Consider the following 16,219-nt stretch of genomic DNA (forward strand, 5'->3'; position numbering starts at 1 on the left):
CCCTCTAGTGGGTTCAATGAACAGACCAGCGGTGGTAGCGTGCCGTCCGAGACGAAGGTTCATTCACCAGACCATTAGGGTCCGGCCCTCGGAGGGAACACCCATGCCCCCCGCACCACCTGGCTCCTCACCCGCCTCCTCCCCCACCACCCCCACCACCCCGGGCCCGCGCGTCCGGCCCGGGGCCACGCTGGCGACCACCGCGGCGGCGACCGCCCTGACCACCGTCGCGTACACCGCCCCCACCGCCTCGCTCGCCGCCACCGCCCAGGCCGCCCACCTGGGCGCCTCCGGCCGCACCTGGATCCTCACCGGCACCCTGGTCGGCATCTCGGCGCTGCTGCTCACCGCCGGGAGCGCCGCTGACGACCACGGCCGCAAGCGGGTCTTCACCTTCGGCGTTCTGCTGTTCGCCGCCGCCGAGGCGCTGGCCGCCCTCGCCCCCGGCGGCGCCCTCTACCTGGCCTCCCGGGTACTCCTCGGCGCCGCCTCGGCCGCCGTCCTGGCCCCCGCGCTCGGCCTGATCAGCCACGCCCACCCGCCCGGGCCCGGCCGGATCCGGGCGCTCGGCGTCTGGGGCGCGGCGGTCGGGCTGGGCATCGCGATCGGGCCGGTGTACGGCGCCCTGGTCCAGCAGTGGGCCGGATGGCGCGCGGTCAGCGGCGGGATCGCGGTGGCCGCGGCCGTGGTGGCCGGCTGCGCCGCCGGGATCCTCACCGAGTCACGGGCCGAACGCCCGCGTGCCCTCGACCCGTACGGGGTGCTCACCCTCGCCGCCGGCACCTCCTGCCTGATCGCCGGACTGGCCGAAGGCCGCGGCGGCTGGGGGCAGCCCGCCGTGGTGGCGCTGCTGGCGGGCGGGGTGCTGCTGCTGGCGGCGTTCGCCGTGGTCGAGGCGAAGGTCCGGGAGCCGATGCTGGACCTCGCCCTGTTCCGCAGCCCCGGCTTCATCGCGGCCACCGGCGGGGCGCTGTTCACGGGGCTGGCCCTGGTCGGCTTCATGAGCTACCTGCCCACCCTGCTCCAGGGCGTGCTCGGCCTGTCCGGCCCGGCCGCGGCCGGCGTGCTGGCCCTGTGGTCGGGCCTCTCGGTGGTCTCCGCGCTCCAGGCCCGCCACCTGGCCACCCGCCTGCCCGCCACCGCCCAGGTCGCCCTCGGCCTGCTCGTCTGCGGCACCGGCGAGGCCGCGCTGTACGGGCTCACCCCCGGCTCGTCCTGGCTGCGACTGGCCCCGGGACTCGCCGTCGCGGGCATCGGCAGCGGCATCCTCAACGCGGCGCTCGCCCGGCTCGCGGTCAGCAGCGTCCCCGCACACCGGGCCGCCATGGGCTCCGGCGCCAACAACACCTCCCGCTACCTGGGTTCGGCCCTCGGCGTGGCCCTCACCGTCACCGTCGCCGGCTCCCCCCACCCCACCGCCCACACCCTCGCCGCAGGCACCGACCGGGCCACCCTCACCGCCGCCGCCCTCTGCCTCCTCGGCGCCCTCCTCGCCCTCGCCGCCCACACCACCGAATCCCGCACCACCCACCCCACCCCCGTCCCGTGAGCCACCAGACCCCCCTCCCACCCCCGCGAGACACCAGAAGTCGGCCCATCCGACTTCCGCCGCGGCAGCTGAAACGCCTCCCCACCTGTGGCAACACAGGCACCGGTTTTGTCGGCCAACGGTTGAGGTTCTGGACGACTTTCCGTGACCCAGAACCCAAATTGAGCCGCTGCCGATGCCATTTGCCGCAACACGTGGCCTGAAGCAGCGAACCCCGGAGCCGCCGGCGCCGATCCAGGCGCCAGCACCGCGCAACCGGTCCGCCCGAACCACCACCCCAAGGCCTACGCGGAAGGCCTCCGGACGACCGCGCCGAGGCCAACGGACAATTCGCGAGCAGACCGGGAGCCCACACACGGAAATCCCACCCTCCAAGCGCACGAGAAGTCGGCTCAATCGACTTCCCACGCACACCCAGGCGGAAGGACCCTCCCCGGCTCCGCCGACATCAACCGGGGCTCGCCCGCCTGGAGCGCAAAGCCGGACACCGGCGAAGCGGGCCCCCGACCAAACGCCCCGTACTGAATAGCGTCACTGGGCGAGGCACGAGAAGTCGACCGGGCCGACTTCTCGCGCACACACCGGCTCGGTGCCCTGGCGGAGGCCGCAGCGACAGGAACCACGCTCGGCCGGGAGGCCCAGAAAGTCGGCTGGATCGACTTTCCGCGCGCAACCCACCGATCCGTCGCGGCAGCGGGGGCCACACCGCCATGGACAACACCTGGGAATGGGGCGCAGGAAGTCGGCCCGGTCGACTTCCTGCGCACAATCGGGGTCAGCGGCTCCCGGGCGGACCCTCCAAGGCCGACGGATGGCACCGGCCCCTGCTCGCGCCACTGCGGCTCGACACAGGCAAAGCGAGCCCTTGGCAAGGGGCTCCCTGACGAGCAGCGTCACCGGAACAGGACGTAGGAAGTCGGCTCGGCCGACTTCCTCTACGGACACCGCTTGGGGGCATGGTGGAGGCCTCACCGACAGGAACCGCACTTGGGTCGGACGCGAGAAGTCGACTGGATCGACTTCTCGCGCGGGCACCGGTTGGGAGCCGGGTCGAGGCCGCAGCGACAGGAACCACGCTCGGGCGGGAGGCCCAGAAAGTCGGCTAGATCGACTTTCCGCGCGCAACCCACCGGTCCGTCGCGGCAGTGAAGGCCACACCGCCATGGACAACACCTGGGAATGGGGCGCAGGAAGTCGGCCCGGTCGACTTCCTGCGCACAACCGGGGTGGGCTGCTTCCGGACGCTCGCGCCAAGGCCAACAGATAGCGCGGCACAAGCGAAGCAAGCCCTGGCAATACGCTGCCTGGCGAGCAGGGTCACTGGAGCAGGACATGGGAAGTCGGCCAGGCCGACTTCCTGCGCGGGCACCGCTTGGGGGGGCGTGCTGGAAGCCTCGCCGGCAGGAACCGCACTCGGACTCGAAGCACGGAAAGTCGGCTGGATCGACTTCCTGCGCGGGACCCGTCGATTCGTCGCGGCAGCGGGAGGCCGCACCGGTATGGAAAACGCCAGAGGGTGCGGGGTGCAGGAAGTCGGCCCGGTCGACTTCCTGCGCACAACCGGGGTGAGGGGCTCGGGGCAGTCGCTCCGAGGCCGACGGATGGCACGGGAGCTGCCGGCTCGAGAGGTGGTGAAGGCCGCGCCGCCGTGGGCGGCGCCTGAGGGTAGGGACGCGAGAAGTCGACTGGGCCGACTTCTCGTGCGGGCACCAGCTCGGGGCGTGGTGGAGGCCGCAGCGACAGGAACCGTGCTCGGGTAGGGCGCACAGGGAGCCGGCTGGATCGACTTCTCGTGCGGGAGCTGCCGGGTCGGGTGGTGGTGGAGGCCCTGCCTCCGTGGGCAGCGCTTGAGGGCGGGGTGTGGGGGCTGGGGCGGCTGCGGTGGGTGGGGGTGCGTGCGAAGATGGCAGGGCTGGTGGGAACGATCTCCGGACGGTTTCTGGGACGGTTCTCTGGCCATGGTGGACGAATACGCGCAGCGCGCGGGGCAGCCTCGGCAGGACGCCCTGCTGATGGTGCCGATCGCCACAGCGCTGATCGACGCCGACGGGCGGATCCTGCACTGGAGCGGTGACGCGGAGGCATTGCTCGGGCACCCTGCGCAGGAGGCGGTGGGGGCGCGGGCGGCGACGCTGCTGACCTCCGAGGAGCACCGGCCGGAGGTGCTCCAGCTGTTCCGGCAGATCCTGGCGGGCCGGTCGTGGTCCGGGGTGTTCCCGGTGCGGCACCGGGACGGGCACCTGGTGAACCTGGAGTTCCGTACGTATCCGATCCGCGGCCCGGGCGGCGCCCCGATGGTGCTGGCGGTGGCCTCCGAGGTGACGACGCTGCGCCGGCTCCAGGCCGACCTGGCGCTCCTCGACGGGTTCTTCACGCAGTCCCCGGTCGGCATGGCGGTGTTCGACACCGGCCTGCGCTTCGTCCGGTTGAACGCGGCGCTGGCGGACGCGAACGGCCTGGGCGTCGAGGAGCCGCTGGGCCGTCGGCTCACCGAGGTGCTGCCGGGGATCAACGCCCCGGAGTCCGAGGCGGTGATGCGCCGGGTGCTGGAGAGCGGCGAGCCGGTGGTGGACGACCTGGCGCACGGCCGTACCCCGGGCGACCCGAGCCACGACCATGCCTGGTCGGCCTCGTACTTCCGGTTGAGGGACCGCGGTGGCCGGGTGCTCGGCGTGTGCGCCACGGTCATCGACATCACCGAGCGGTTCCACGCCGACGCCCGGGCGGCCCGCGCCCAGGAGCGGCTGTCCCTGCTGGTCGACGCGACCGCCTCGATCGGCACCACGCTGGACCTGCGGCAGACCGCCCGGGAGCTGGTCGACGCGATGGTGCCGAGGGTCGCCGACATCAGCGCGGTGTTCGGGCTGGAGGAGCTGGTGGCCGGCCGGAACGTGGAGCCGCCCGCGCCGGACGTCCCGCTGCTGGTGCGCCGCCTGGCGATCGCCTCCGCCGACGCCGTCTACCCGGCCGATTCGCTGCCGGTCGACGCGGTGTACGAGCTGCGGCCGGACTCCCCGTACGCCCGGGCGCTGGCCGGCGGGCGCACGGTGGTGGTGCCCTCCTGGGAGCTGCCGATGCTGAGCGAGCCCGTCCACGAGAGCCACCGCCAGGCCTACCTGGGCGACCGCCCGCGCTCGGTGCGGATCACCCCGCTGGTGGCGCGCGGTACGACGCTCGGCATGGTGGTGTACTCGCGGCGCGGCGCGCGGGAGTCCTTCGCGGCGGCCGACATCACGCTCGGCGACGAGCTGTCCTCGCGCGCGGCCGTCGCGATCGACAACGCCCGGCTGTACCTGCGCCAGCACCAGACCGTGCTGGCCCGGCAGCAGGCGCTGCGCGAGGCGAGGGCCGCGCAGGAGCGTCTGGCGCTGGTCAACGTGGCCTCCGCCCGGATCGGCACCACGCTCGATCTCGCCCAGACCGCGCAGGAGTTGGCCGAGGTGGCGGCACCGAGGCTGGCCGACACGGTGGTGGTGGAGGTGCTGGAGGAGCTGGTCCGCGGCGAGCGCGAGGCGACCGCCCCGGTGGACGGTTCGGCGCTGCTGCGGCGGATGGCCTTCCACTCGGTGCCCGGCTCGACGCTGGCGCCGATCGCCCGCACCGGCAACCTGCACCGTTTCGTGCCCGGTTCGCCGTACGCCTGGTGCCTGGCGCACCGCAAGCCCGTCCTGGTGCCCAGGATGGACGAGGAGGGCATGGCCTGGTTCGCGGACGACCCGGTGCGGCAGGCCGCCGTACGGGAGCAGAACGTGCTGTCGTTCATGGTGGTCCCGCTGATCGCGCGCGGCACCCCGGTCGGCGTGGCGGGCTTCTACCGCACCCGGGTCGAGCGCCCGTACGATGACGACGACGTGGCGCTGGCCGGGGAGTTGGCGGTGCGGGCGGCCGTCTCGATCGACAACGCGCTGCTGTTCACCCGCGAGCGCGACGCGGCCGCCGCCCGGCAGCGGGCGCTGGACGAGGCGTGGGCCGCCCAGCAGCGGCTGTCGCTGCTGAACGAGGCCAGCAACCGGATCGGCACCACGCTCGATCTGCACCGCACCGCCCGGGAGTTGGTGGAGGTGGTGATCCCGCGCTTCGCCGACTTCGTGACCGTGGACCTGCGCGAGGCGGTGCTCAGCGGCGAGGAGCCCGGGGCGGTCCCGGCGGAGGGCCCGGTGCTGATGCGGGCGGTGGCGGTCGGCGACACCGGCCCGGACGGCGGCATGCTCGGGGCGGCCGACCAGGTGGGCGAGACCTCGCAGTCGGCCGGGCTGTACGCGCAGAGCCTGCGCACCCGGCGCTCGATCCTGGTCTCCGAGGTGACCGAGGAGGAGCTGAGCCGGATCGTCGCCTCGCCCGACCGGGTGCAGCCGAGCCTGGACGCCGGGGTGCACTCGTACCTGATGGTGCCGCTGGTGGCGCGCGGACAGGTGCTGGGCGGCGCGGAGTTCGTCCGCTCCCGCAACCCGGTGCCGTTCGGGTCGGCGGACCGTTCGCTGGCCGAGGAGCTGGCCGCCCGCACCGCGCTGGCGATCGACAACGGACGGCTCTACCGCCGCGAACGGGACACCGCGCTCACCCTCCAACGCAGCCTGCTGCCACAGGAGGTGCACCGCACGCTCGGGCTGGACCTCGCCTACCGCTACCTGCCGAGCAGCGTGGTCAGCGAGGTCGGCGGCGACTGGTTCGACGTGGTACCGCTGTCCTCCGGACGGGTCGCGCTGATCGTCGGCGACGTGATGGGCCACGGCATCCGGGCCGCCGCCACCATGGGCCAACTCCGCACGGCCGCAAGGACGTTGATCACGCTGGACCTGGATCCCGAACGGGTTCTGTACCGGCTGGACGAGGCGACCGCGGGCATCGGCGAGGGCCAGTTCGCCACCTGCGTCTGCGTGGTCTACGACCCGGTGGACCGCCAGTGCACCGCGGCCAGCGCCGGGCACCTGCCGCCCGTGGTCGCCGACACCGAGGGGCGGGCGCACCTGGTCGAGCTGCCCACCGGCGCCCCACTGGGGGTGGGCGGAGTCGCCTTCGAGAGCGCCGAGTTCACCCTCCCCGAGGAGGGCATCCTGACCCTCTACACGGACGGGCTGGTCGAGCGCCGGGGCCAGGACCTCGACGAGGGACTGCAGTTGCTGTGCCGGACGGTCGCCGACCGGCGCGGCTCGCTGGAACAGACCTGCGACGCCGTCCTGAAGCGGCTCACCGAGACCACCGGCGAGGACGACATCGCCGTCATCATGGCGCAGGTCCGCCCGAAGGGCGCGGACCGGATCGCCACCCTGCGGCTCACCGGCGACCACGCCATGGTCGCCCACTCGCGCCGCTTCACCCGCGAGACGCTGGCCTCCTGGGGGCTCGACGCGCTCATCGACTGGGCCGAGCTGCTCACCAGCGAACTGATCACCAACGCGCTGGTGCATGCCGGATCGCCCACCCAACTGCGGCTGTACTGCAACCGGGTGCTCACCGTCGAGGTCGCCGACCAGGAGTCCGAGGTGCCGCGGATCCGCCGCGCCCGCAGCGAGGACGAGGGCGGCCGGGGCATCCACCTGGTCAACGAGCTCGCGCACCGCTGGGGCAGCCGCCGGACCAAGGACGGCAAGGTGGTCTGGTTCGAGCTGGAGCTGCCCCCGGGGGCAACACCGTCCGCCTGAACGATCTGCGGCTGTCGCACCGCGTCTCTCGGCCGGTGCGCGGGCGGCGAGTTGGGGCGGGACACCGAGGTCGGGGGGTGTCGTCAGCGGCCGGCCAGGTCCTCGGCGCGGTAACGGCCGGAGGGCCTGCGGTCGCGGAGCAGGCCGAGCAGGGCCGGCGCCACCCGCTCGGGCAGCGGCGCGCCGGAGACGTCCTCGCCGGGGCCGGCCTCCTGGAGCATCCGGGTGCGCATGCTGCCCGGGTCCACCGACCAGACCCGCAACTCCGGCTCCTCCCGGGCGAGTACGTCGCCGGCGAGGTCCAACGCGGCCTTGCTGGCACCGTAACCGCCCCAGCCGCGGTAGGGCACCACGGCGGCCTCGGAACTGACGTTGAGGACGGCGCCGGCGTGGGCACGCAGCTGGGGCAGCACGAGCTGGGTGAGGGCGATCGGGGCGAACGTGTTGACCTCGAAGGTCTCCAGCAGGCCCGGCAGCGGGAAGTCGGCCAGCCGGGGCAGCGGTTGCCCTCCGGGGCCGGGGGCGCCGTTGAGCGTTCCGGCGTTGTTGACCAGCAGGCTCGCGCCGCCGAGCTCCTCCGCGGCCCCGGCCAGGTGGGCGCGGTGGTCGTCGTCGACGACGGAGCCGGGCAGGGCGACGACCCTGGTGACGGCGGCCAGATCGGCCGCGGCGGAGGCGAGTTCGGCCGCTCCCCGGGCGGTGATCACCAGCTGCCAGCCGTCGGTGGCGAGGGCGCGCGCGAGGGCCAGGCCGAGGCCGCGGGAGGCTCCGGTGACCAGGGCGACGGGAGCGCTCCGCGGTACGGCTGCGCGGCCCGCCCCGCCGGTGCCTGCGCTCGTCATGCCTGCGCTCATGCCCGCGCTCATGCCCGCGTTGTTGTCTGCGTTGGTGCCTGCGTTCATGCCGCACACCATCCCGCCGCCGGGCCGGTCGGCGGATCGGCCACCGGAACGGGGACCGGCTCGGACGTTGGCCCTAGCTAGATCGTTCGGAGGTCCTGGGGCCCGGGACCGGCGCCGTCGGCCCAGCCCTGCGGGTCGGTCCAGGCGGTCAGTGTGCGGCGGGTCTCGAAGCGGCGCTCCCGGCCGGTCAGCGGATCGGTGAACTCGATCGTCGAGGCGAGCAGTTGCAGCGGGCGGCGGAAGTCGTCGGGGGCGGGCTCGGGCAGCACGACCGGGTAGACCGGGTCGCCGAGGATCGGCAGCCCGAGGCCGCACATGTGCAGCCGCAGCTGGTGGGTGCGCCCGCTCAGCGGCCGCAGCCGGTAGCGGGCGAGTCCGTCGCGGCGCTCCAGCAGGTCGATCCGGCTCTCGCTGTTCGGCGGCGCGTCGATCTCCTGGGCGGCGATCACCCCGCGCTCCTTGACGATGTGGCTGCGTACGGTGCGCGGCAGGCTCAGCTCCGGGTCGTACCCGGCGACGGCCTGGTACTCCTTGCGCACCAGGCGGTCCCGGAACAGCGTCTGGTAGGCGCCGCGGTCCTCCGGGCGGACGACGAACATGGCCAGGCCCGCGGTGAGCCGGTCCAGGCGGTGCGCGGGGCTGAGCGCGGGCAGGTCGAGGGCGTGCCGCAGCCGGGACAGCGCCGTCTCGGTGACGTGCCGGCCGCGCGGGGTGGTGGCCAGGAAGTGCGGCTTGTCGACCACCACCAGGTGCTCGTCGCGGTGCAGCACCACCAGCTCGAACGGGACGCGCACCTCCTCGGGGAGGTCCCGGTAGAACCACAGGTGGGCGCCGGGGCGAAACGGCTCCGCCGGGGCGACCGGGCCCTGCTCGCCGACGATCTCGCCGTCCCGCAGCGCGGCGTCGACCCGCTCGGCCGGGACGGCGGGCAGCCGGTCCACCAGGTGGTCCCGCACGGTCGGCCAGGGGCCTTCGAGCGGCAGCCGGAGGTGGACCGGGTCCACACCGTGGCGCTGCGGGAGGGGGGAGGCCGGGCGGCGGCTCTTGCGTCTCATCTCCCGCCCCAGCCTAGTGCGCGCCGGCGCGCGCCCCTCGGCCGAGGTGCTGACCCGGGGCCGGGCAGGGAAAGTGGACCGGAGGCCCTCGTGACGCCGGGGGCCTCCGACCGTCCGCCGGCCGCCCACCGGGCATCCGGCGGGCCGGCGGGCTGAGGGCCGAGGGACCAGCAAACCGACGTCCGGCCCACCGGCCGGCACCACTGGAGGACGCGTGACCGCCGACGGCCCGGACGGGGTGCCGCCGCTGCACCTGCCGAGGCGGACCCGGCTGCTGCTCTACGGCTCGCTCCTGCTGCTGGTCGCCGCCGTGGTGGCCGCGTTGGCCATCGGGCCCGGGACCACCCTGGCGCCGCTGCTCGCGGTGGCCCCGGTGCTGGCCGGTGCGACCACCCGGCGGGCCCGGGTGCCGCTGCTGGTCGGCGCGGCCGCGGTGGTCGCCGTCGGCCTGCTGGAGTCGGCCAACGCGCAGCTGCCGCTCTCGGTCCGGATCAGCGTGCCGGTCACCGTCCTGGCCTCGACCCTGGCCAGCGCGGCCAGCGTCGTCCTGGTGGCGGCCCGCGAGCGGGAGCTGTTCCAGGTCCGGACGGTGGCCGAGGCGGCCCAGCGGGCCCTGCTGCGCCCGCCGCCGGAGCGGATCGGGCCGCTGCGCCTGGCGGTGCGGTACGTGGCGGCGGCCGCCGAGGCCCGGATCGGCGGGGACCTGTACGCCGTGGTGGAGACCCGCTTCGGGCTGCGCATCCTGCTCGGGGACGTCCAGGGGCACGGCCTCCCGGCGGTGGAGACGGCGGCGGACGTCCTCGGAGTGTTCCGGGAGGCCGCGCGGACCGAGCCGGACCCCGGGCGGCTCGCCGAACGGCTGGACGCGGCGCTGGCCGCCCGGCCGTCGGAGGAGGGGCGGTTCGCCACCGCGCTGTTGCTCGACGTGGCGCCGGACCGGGGGCCGGTGCGGCTGGTGAACTGCGGCCACCCGCCCCCGCTGCTGCGCCGGGCGGGCCGGGTGAGCGAGCTGGAGCCCCCGTTCCCGGCGCCTCCGCTGGGGCTGCTCGGGCTCACCGACGACAGCTACCCGGACCGGCGGTTCGACCCGGAGCCGGGCGACCTGCTGCTCCTGCACACCGACGGCGTGTCGGAGGCCCGGGACGCCGCGGGCCGGTTCTACCCGATCGCGGAGCGGCTGCCCGGACTGCACGGCGGCACCCCGGCGGACCTGCTGGACGCCGTGCTGACGGACGTCGGCGGCTGGGTCGGGGACGCCGGACTGGCCGACGACGCGGCGGTGCTGGCGATCCGCTGGGAGCCGTGACCGGGCCGCGCCGATGGCTCGGGAGGGCGGTCCGGAAAGCGGTCCGGAGAACTGCCCGGCCGCGATTGATGCTCCTATTGGCTGTCAAGCGGTGGTGAGCCAGTCGCGGTAGGCGTTGGCGAGGTCGTCGTCTCGGCGGAGGCCGCGTTCGAGGGTGGAGATGGTGGCGGGCCAGACGCCGAAGTGGTTGGCGACGGCGGTGAGGGTGATGTTCTTGGACTGTCGCAGGGGTCGCAGGTCGGCGATGCCGGGGACGGTGACCGTGGTGGTCAGGCAGCGGAACATCTCCCGGGCGACGGCACGTTTCAGGAGCCGGATGATCTCTTTCTTCGTCCGGCCGGCGGCGGTCTGCCGGACCACGTACTCACGGGTGCGGGTATCACTGGACATGCGGACCAGGGCGATGCGGTAGAGGGCCGCGTTGGCGGCGCGGTCACCGCCGCGTGAGAGGCGGTGGCGGTTGGTCCTGCCGCTGGAGGCGGGGACGGGGGCGGCTCCGCACAGGACGGCGAACGCGGCCTCGGTGCGCAGGCGTTCGGGGTTGCCTCCGGCGGTGACCAGCAGTTGGGCGGCGGTGTCGGGGCCGACGCCGTAGGCGGCGCGCAGGCCGGGATTGTGGGCGGTGACCTCGGCGTCGAGGGCTCTGGTGAGGGCCTGGTGTTCGGCGGTGAGCTCCTTGACGCGCCGGGCGAGGCTCTTGAGCGCGGTCAGGACCGCGGTGTGGACCGCGTCCCCGGCCGGTCGCAGTCGGGCCAGGGCCTCGGTGCGCTCCGCCGCCTTGAGTCGCCCGTACCTGGCGCGGATCGCCTCGGGTGCGGTGACGAGGAGCTGCCCGATCTGGTTGAGGGCGGCGGTGCGGGCCTTGACGGCCGAGCGGGCGGCGTTGTGCAGGGCGCGTATCCCGGCGACGGTGTCGTCCTTGGGCACGCTGGAGGCGCGGCCGGACAGGGCGGCGCGGGCGGCGGCGTAGGCGTCGATGGGGTCGGACTTGCCGATGCGGCGGCGTTCGGCCCGGTCGGGCCGGTTGACCTCGACGACCCGGTGCCCGCACGCGCGGGCTTCGCGGGTGAAGCCGGCCCCGTAGGAGGACGTGCCTTCGACGCCGATCGCGGTCACGTGGCCGTGGGCGTTCAGGAAGGCCAGGGCGGCGGCGTATCCGGCTGTGGTGGTGGCGAACCCGGCGTCCGCGAGGTGGCCGCCGTTGTCGCTGATGACGGCGACGTGGATTGTGTCGGCGTGGGAGTCGACCCCGCCGAACACCTCCTGGTCCGCTGTGTCCGGTCTGACCGCTGATGTCATGCTGATGGTGCCTTCCCTAGCCGGAGGTCGGCGCCGGCCGGGTGGAGCAGACAGGACATTGAAGGGGCTTCTGGACCAAGCTCCTATCAGGTCATGTTCCGCCCGGCCGGTGCCGTGAGAACAGGTCCCGGCAGCCGGACAGAACAACCAGAGGACAGTCCAGCAGAACGTCAGTCAGTGGCCGAGCCACGACCACCGGAACCTGAGCACCAGCATCAATGTCAGTGGTGTGTGCAAGGCTCGGTCCACGGTCGGCGGGGAGCCGGCCGCAGGGTGGTCGCGGATCGACGAGGGGACGGTGCCATGGGGAGCGGGAGCAGGGCGAGCGGGTCTTTCGAGGTCACGGCGTTCGAGCCGGTGGAGACGGAGGAGCGGGAGGGCGCGGCGTTCGGGCGGGTCCGGATCGCCAAGACCTTTACGGGCGGGCTGAGCGGGGAGAGCGAGGTGCGGATGCTCTCCGTCGCGGGCCCCTCCGGCAGCCCGGCTTCGTACGTCGCGGTGGAGCACGTGACGGGTGAACTGGACGGGCGCAAGGGCTCGTTCGTGCTCCAGCACGCGGCCTGGGACACCACCGGCACGACGATACGCGTGGTGCCGGGCACGGGCACGGGCGAGCTGGCCGGGATCACCGGCGAGTTCCACCTGACCGTCGACGGGTCCGGCACCCACACCTACGTCCTGGAGTACGGGCTGGGCTGACGCCGGCCGCGGCGCGCGCGGCCGGCGGCCCCGGTCGGTCAGAGGATGGGCTGGGTCGCCTCCAGCCGCTGGATCGCGGTCCCGACCGCGGTCGTGTAGGCCCAGAACAGCGGCAGGGTGTTGGCCGCCCGCTCGGTGCGGGTGTTCTTGCCCGGGGCGAACATCGCGGCCCGCAGCTCGGTGGTCATCTCCAGCTGGGCGCCCATGCCGAGCAGGCTGCGGTTGCAGATGTTCTCCGGGGAGATGCCCGCGATCTCCTCCTCGCCGGAGGCGGTCACGGCCCGGATGCCCGCGGCCGCGAACTCCTCCATCAGGTACTGGCGGAAGGTGGGGTTCAGGCCGCCGACCAGCACGGCCTGGGCACCGGCCTCCAGTCCGGCCTGGGCGGCGGTGCAGCCGTGCAGCGACAGCACGTTGCGGCTGCCGGCGCACATCGCGCGGGCCACTCCGTCGTCGCAGTGGGTCGAGGTGACGTGCAGCTCGCTGTTGTTGGAGGAGCGCAGGCCCTCGAACATCCAGAAGTCGTGCGTCGGCCCGGCGGCCGGGGCCGGGGCGAGGTCGGCCGGGTGGTAGCCGGCGATGGCCAGGCACAGTTCGGAGGTGCCGCCCTCGATGCCGCCGCCGTGCGGGGCGATGACGGTGGTCCGGACGAACGGCGTACGGCCCTGCGGGCTCTGGTCGTCGACCAGGTGCCGGCGGTAGCGGCGGCCGTAGTCCACGCCCTCGACCACGGTCGGGTTGGCGTAGAGGGCCGTGTTGGAGGGGTACAGGTCGGCGGCGGCGCTCGCGGGGGTGCTGCCCACGGCGGCGCCGAGGGTGCTGAGGGCCGGGGCCGCGGCGAACGCGGCGATCAGGGTACGACGGTTAATCACGGTCACGGATCATGACAGGAGGTGGGGGATCGGAAAAGTACCGGCAAGGCTTTGGCCAAGTCGACGCCATGTCACGACGGGATCGGCCCGGTCGTACGACAGCGACCTGACCGTGCGACACCGGCCCGACGGAGGCGTGCCGCATCCGTCGGGGCACGGGCAGCGCTGTCACGATGATGCGATCAGTGCACGATCGACATCGGAGGGTGGCGCATGCCCGACACGGCGGTGGATCGTACGACGGCAGTGGTCGTGGAGGCGCGGACGGTCGAGCAGGTGGTCGGCCGGCTGCGGGAGATCGGGGCGGGGCTGCCCCCGGCCGACGGGGTGGGGGTGTTCAACCGGCTCTACCTCACCGTGACGGAGGCGGTCCGTGACCGGCTGGACGGCGGGCGCTTCGCCGACCCGTCCGCGGTGGCCGAGCTGGACGTGGTGTTCGCCGGGCGGTACCTGCGGGCCGTGGCCGCCGACGCGGCCGGGCAGGAGCCGCCCGCCTGCTGGCGGCCGCTGTTCGCGCTGCGCGCCCACCCGGGGGTGCACCCGCTGCAGTTCGCGCTGGCCGGGATGGCCGCCCACATCCAGCACGACCTGCCGCTGGCCGTCGTGGACACCTGCCGCCGCCGGGGCTGCGAGCCGTCCGACGTCGAGCCGGACTACCACCGGATCGACCGGGTGCTGGCCGAGGTGGAGACGGCCGTCCGGGAGCAGCTGATGCCCGGACCCGACCTGCTGGAGCGCGCCGAGCCGCTCACCCACCTGCTCGGCGCCTGGTCGGTCGGGGCCGCCCGCGAGGGCGCCTGGGGCACCGTCGAGGCGCTCTGGGAGCTGCGGCACCTGCCGGGCGCCGCCCGGGCCCTCGCCACGGCGCTGGACGGATCGGTCGGGCTGCTCGGCCGCGTCCTGCTGCTCCCGCTCGGGCCGAGCGGGAGGCACGGCGGGAGGCCGGGCGGGAGGCACGGCGGCGGACCGGAGGACGGGCGCGACACCGGAGCGGCCGGCGGCCGGATCAGCGGCCAGGCCCCCGGGCACCGCACCCCCGTAACGGCCCCCGCGGCGGCCCCCGCGACGCCCCCCGCGACGGCCGCGGCCGCCCGGCTCCCCGAGGCGAGGAACCGGACGGCCGACGGCGCGGGCCCCGACGCGGCGGGCCCGGCAGGCACAACAGGCGCAGCGGGCGCCGGAGCCGGTCAGGCCCAGCTGGAGTGCAGCGGCTTGCCCTCGGCGTAGCCGGCCGCGCTCTGGATGCCCACGATCGCCTTCTCCTGGAACTCCTCCAGGCTGCCGGCGCCCGCGTAGGTGCAGGAGCTGCGGACGCCCGCGATGATCGAGTCGATCAGGTCCTCGACGCCGGGGCGGGTCGGGTCGAGGAACATCCGGGAGTGCGAGATGCCCTCCTCGAACAGCGCCTTGCGGGCCCGGTCGTACGAGGAGTCCTGGGCGGTGCGGTTGCTGACGGCGCGGGCCGAGGCCATGCCGAAGCTCTCCTTGTACTGGCGCCCGTCGGCGGCGGTCTGGAGGTCGCCCGGGGACTCGTAGGTCCCGGCGAACCAGGAGCCGATCATCACGTTGGAGGCGCCGGCGGCCAGCGCCATCGCGACGTCGCGCGGGTGGCGCACGCCGCCGTCGGCCCAGACGTGCTTGCCGAGCCGGCGGGCCTCGGCGGCGCACTCCAGGACGGCGGAGAACTGCGGCCGGCCGACGCCGGTCATCATCCGGGTGGTGCACATGGCGCCGGGGCCGACGCCGACCTTGAGGATGTCGGCGCCCGCCTCGACGAGGTCGCGGACACCGGCGGCGGAGACCACGTTGCCGGCCACGATCGGGACCCGCGGGTCCAGGCCGCGCACCGCGCGCAGCGCGCTGATCATGGACTCCTGGTGGCCGTGCGCGGTGTCGACCACCAGCACGTCGGCACCGGCCTCGATCAGCGCCGCGGCCTTGCCCGCGACGTCGCCGTTGATGCCGACGGTGGCGGCGATCCGCAGCTTGCCGGCCTCGTCCACGGCCGGGGTGTACAGGGTGGCGCGCAGCGCGCCCTTGCGGGTGAGGATGCCGACCAGTCGGCCCTCGCCGTCCACGACGGGGGCGAGCTTGCGGTGCGCCTCGGTGAGCTTCTCGAAGGCGGTCCGCGGGTCGATGCCCTCGTCCAGCAGCAGCAGTTCGCGGGACATGATGTCGGCCAGGCTGGTGAAGCGGTCCACGCCCTGGCAGTCGGACTCGGTGACCACGCCGACGGGCTTGCCGTCCTCGACCACCACGAGGGCGCCGTGCGCGCGCTTGGGCAGCAGCGAGAGCGCCTCGGCCACGGTGGCGCCGGGGGCGAGCGTGATCGGGGTGTCGAACACCAGGTGGCGCTGCTTGACCCAGGAGACGACCTCGGCGATGACCTCGGTGGGGATGTCCTGCGGGATGGCGACCAGGCCGCCGCGGCGGGCGACGGTCTCGGCCATCCGGCGGCCGGCGATGGCCGTCATGTTGGCCACGACCAGCGGGATGGTGGTGCCGGTGCCGTCGTTCGAGGAGAGGTCGACGCCCTGCCGGGAGCCCACGGCGGAACGGCTGGGGACCATGAAGACGTCGTCGTACGTCAGGTCGTACGAGGGCTTGAGGTCGTTCAGGAAGCGCATGAAGGAGGGCTCTCTGGCTGGGGGGATACACCTCGGGTGCGGTTGCGGCGATGCCGCCGGAGCGCACTCGGGCGCCCGGCACCCAGCGTTCGATTCTCCGTGAGGGTGGGGGCAAAAGCCAGTTCGACGGGCATTGCTGGGGCTGCGTACAAACCGTGATCAATACTCCGCGCGTAGACATGGAGGATCATCCAAAGACCCCCTCCGACGTCGGCTTTTCGCCCCGGTCCGGACCGCTCCCGTAGCATTCACGCGGTAAGGGGCTTGG

At 74.1% G+C, this 16,219-nt stretch carries 10 protein-coding genes; 5 read left to right on the forward strand and 5 right to left on the reverse strand.

The features are described 5' to 3' along the window. The first annotated feature begins 103 nt into the window (after nucleotides 1-103). Together ACLWS4_RS27830 and ACLWS4_RS27835 are read left to right on the forward strand one after the other, a co-directional pair. On the forward strand, nucleotides 104-1,549 hold the full coding sequence (locus ACLWS4_RS27830) for an MFS transporter (protein WP_416875518.1): 1,446 nt from the start codon (nucleotides 104-106) through the stop codon (nucleotides 1,547-1,549). Nucleotides 1,550-3,507: 1,958 nt separating this feature from the next. Next, nucleotides 3,508-7,191, forward strand: coding sequence for a SpoIIE family protein phosphatase (locus ACLWS4_RS27835; RefSeq protein WP_416875519.1), 3,684 nt, complete (start codon nucleotides 3,508-3,510; stop codon nucleotides 7,189-7,191). Nucleotides 7,192-7,274: 83 nt separating this feature from the next. Here the strand turns inward: ACLWS4_RS27835 and ACLWS4_RS27840 are convergent, their stop codons facing one another. Both ACLWS4_RS27840 and ACLWS4_RS27845 read right to left on the reverse strand, forming a co-directional pair. Then, on the reverse strand, nucleotides 7,275-8,033 hold the full coding sequence (locus ACLWS4_RS27840; protein WP_416875560.1) for an SDR family NAD(P)-dependent oxidoreductase: 759 nt from the start codon (nucleotides 8,031-8,033) through the stop codon (nucleotides 7,275-7,277). Between the two features lie 137 nt (nucleotides 8,034-8,170). Continuing rightward, a complete protein-coding gene (locus ACLWS4_RS27845; protein WP_416875520.1) occupies nucleotides 8,171-9,148 on the reverse strand; it encodes a pseudouridine synthase in 978 nt (325 codons plus the stop codon). 214 nt (nucleotides 9,149-9,362) lie between these two features. On the opposite strand from ACLWS4_RS27845, the gene ACLWS4_RS27850 reads away from it, so the two are divergent. Next, nucleotides 9,363-10,454, forward strand: a complete 1,092-nt coding sequence (locus ACLWS4_RS27850; protein WP_049655986.1) for a PP2C family protein-serine/threonine phosphatase — start codon at nucleotides 9,363-9,365, stop codon at nucleotides 10,452-10,454. Between the two features lie 84 nt (nucleotides 10,455-10,538). Here ACLWS4_RS27850 and ACLWS4_RS27855 read toward each other — a convergent pair whose 3' ends face one another. Beyond that, a complete protein-coding gene (locus ACLWS4_RS27855; RefSeq protein ID WP_416875521.1) occupies nucleotides 10,539-11,753 on the reverse strand; it encodes an IS110 family transposase in 1,215 nt (404 codons plus the stop codon). A gap of 303 nt (nucleotides 11,754-12,056) precedes the next feature. On the opposite strand from ACLWS4_RS27855, the gene ACLWS4_RS27860 reads away from it, so the two are divergent. Continuing rightward, nucleotides 12,057-12,452: a DUF3224 domain-containing protein gene (locus tag ACLWS4_RS27860; protein WP_380739681.1), complete on the forward strand. Its 396-nt coding sequence runs from the start codon at nucleotides 12,057-12,059 to the stop codon at nucleotides 12,450-12,452. A 38-nt stretch (nucleotides 12,453-12,490) separates the two neighbouring features. On the opposite strand, the gene ACLWS4_RS27865 is transcribed toward ACLWS4_RS27860, so the two are convergent. Then, nucleotides 12,491-13,330: a poly-gamma-glutamate hydrolase family protein gene (locus tag ACLWS4_RS27865; protein WP_416875522.1), complete on the reverse strand. Its 840-nt coding sequence runs from the start codon at nucleotides 13,328-13,330 to the stop codon at nucleotides 12,491-12,493. Between the two features lie 207 nt (nucleotides 13,331-13,537). Between ACLWS4_RS27865 and ACLWS4_RS27870 the strand changes: the two genes are divergently transcribed. Next, nucleotides 13,538-14,551 (forward strand): DUF5995 family protein, encoded by a 1,014-nt coding sequence (locus ACLWS4_RS27870; protein ID WP_416875523.1) that lies wholly within the window; start codon nucleotides 13,538-13,540, stop codon nucleotides 14,549-14,551. Here ACLWS4_RS27870 and ACLWS4_RS27875 read toward each other — a convergent pair. Next, nucleotides 14,512-15,951: a GuaB1 family IMP dehydrogenase-related protein gene (locus ACLWS4_RS27875; RefSeq protein ID WP_049656920.1), complete on the reverse strand. Its 1,440-nt coding sequence runs from the start codon at nucleotides 15,949-15,951 to the stop codon at nucleotides 14,512-14,514. The two genes, ACLWS4_RS27870 and ACLWS4_RS27875, sit on opposite strands and share 40 nt — an antisense overlap. Nucleotides 15,952-16,219: the final 268 nt, after the last annotated feature.

This window comes from Kitasatospora sp. SC0581 (genome assembly GCF_048159585.1).
Taxonomy (GTDB): domain Bacteria; phylum Actinomycetota; class Actinomycetes; order Streptomycetales; family Streptomycetaceae; genus Kitasatospora.

Coding starts and splice junctions, on each gene's coding strand:
- ACLWS4_RS27840 (WP_416875560.1), bottom strand. CDS start 8,033: ATGACGAGCGCAGGCACCGGCGGGGCGGGCCGCGCAGCCGTACCGCGG.
- ACLWS4_RS27830 (WP_416875518.1), top strand. CDS start 104: ATGCCCCCCGCACCACCTGGCTCCTCACCCGCCTCCTCCCCCACCACC.
- ACLWS4_RS27835 (WP_416875519.1), top strand. CDS start 3,508: ATGGTGGACGAATACGCGCAGCGCGCGGGGCAGCCTCGGCAGGACGCC.
- ACLWS4_RS27860 (WP_380739681.1), top strand. CDS start 12,057: ATGGGGAGCGGGAGCAGGGCGAGCGGGTCTTTCGAGGTCACGGCGTTC.
- ACLWS4_RS27875 (WP_049656920.1), bottom strand. CDS start 15,951: ATGCGCTTCCTGAACGACCTCAAGCCCTCGTACGACCTGACGTACGAC.
- ACLWS4_RS27855 (WP_416875521.1), bottom strand. CDS start 11,753: ATGACATCAGCGGTCAGACCGGACACAGCGGACCAGGAGGTGTTCGGC.
- ACLWS4_RS27870 (WP_416875523.1), top strand. CDS start 13,538: ATGCCCGACACGGCGGTGGATCGTACGACGGCAGTGGTCGTGGAGGCG.
- ACLWS4_RS27845 (WP_416875520.1), bottom strand. CDS start 9,148: ATGAGACGCAAGAGCCGCCGCCCGGCCTCCCCCCTCCCGCAGCGCCAC.